The sequence below is a fragment of the Mesorhizobium sp. M7A.F.Ca.CA.001.08.2.1 genome (genome assembly GCF_003998455.1).
Lineage (GTDB): Bacteria > Pseudomonadota > Alphaproteobacteria > Rhizobiales > Rhizobiaceae > Mesorhizobium > Mesorhizobium ciceri.
Genome location: NZ_RZPW01001420.1, coordinates 1 through 559 on the forward strand (window position 1 = coordinate 1; position 559 = coordinate 559).

Here is a 559-nt window from a genome sequence, read left to right on the forward strand (position 1 = left end):
GCGAAGCCGCCGGCGCCAAAGCCTTGGGCCCCGCCATTCATGCCGCCCTGTTCGAAGGCGGCGTGACCGAAGCGGTCATAGGCCGCGCGCTTCTGCGGGTCTTTCAGCGTCTCGTAGGCTTCGTTGATTTCCTTGAACTTGTGCTCGCAGGAATGGTCGCCGGGGTTGCGATCGGGATGGAATTGCATGGCGAGCTTGCGGAAAGCGCTCTTGAGCTCCTTCTCATCGGCGCCTTTTTGCACGCCCAGCGTCTCGTAGAAATCAGCTTTCATTTTTTCCCGCTGTCCGGATGCTCAACGTCTTGAAGCATTGTTGCGTCTCTTGCCGGCACTGACGCTTCGATTTAGGTGCGATGGAAGGGGGATGCCAGTGTCGACGCGGCTTTGCCTGCATTTTTTCAGCAAGGCCCGCTGTTTTTCTGCAAGGGGTTGCAAAAAAGCCCGGCCTTCGCCGGGCTTTTCGCTTTATCTTGCCGTCAAACGGTTCAGGCCGACTTCTTCTTGTCGTCGTCTTCGTCGATTTCCTCGAAATCGGCGTCGACAACGTCACTGTCCTTGGC

General features: G+C 57.6%; 2 protein-coding genes. One reads left to right on the forward strand and one right to left on the reverse strand.

Annotation, left to right across the window (positions count from 1 at the left end; all coding sequences use genetic code 11):
- The coding region (locus EN914_RS37745) for a DnaJ domain-containing protein (protein WP_164779293.1) at positions 1 to 272 on the reverse strand (272 nt) is incomplete at its 3' end.
- An 80-nt stretch (positions 273 to 352) separates the two neighbouring features.
- Between EN914_RS37745 and EN914_RS38905 the strand changes: the two genes are divergently transcribed.
- Positions 353 to 559, forward strand: a 207-nt coding sequence (locus tag EN914_RS38905; RefSeq protein WP_206527360.1) for a hypothetical protein, incomplete at its 3' end; no start/stop codon positions are given.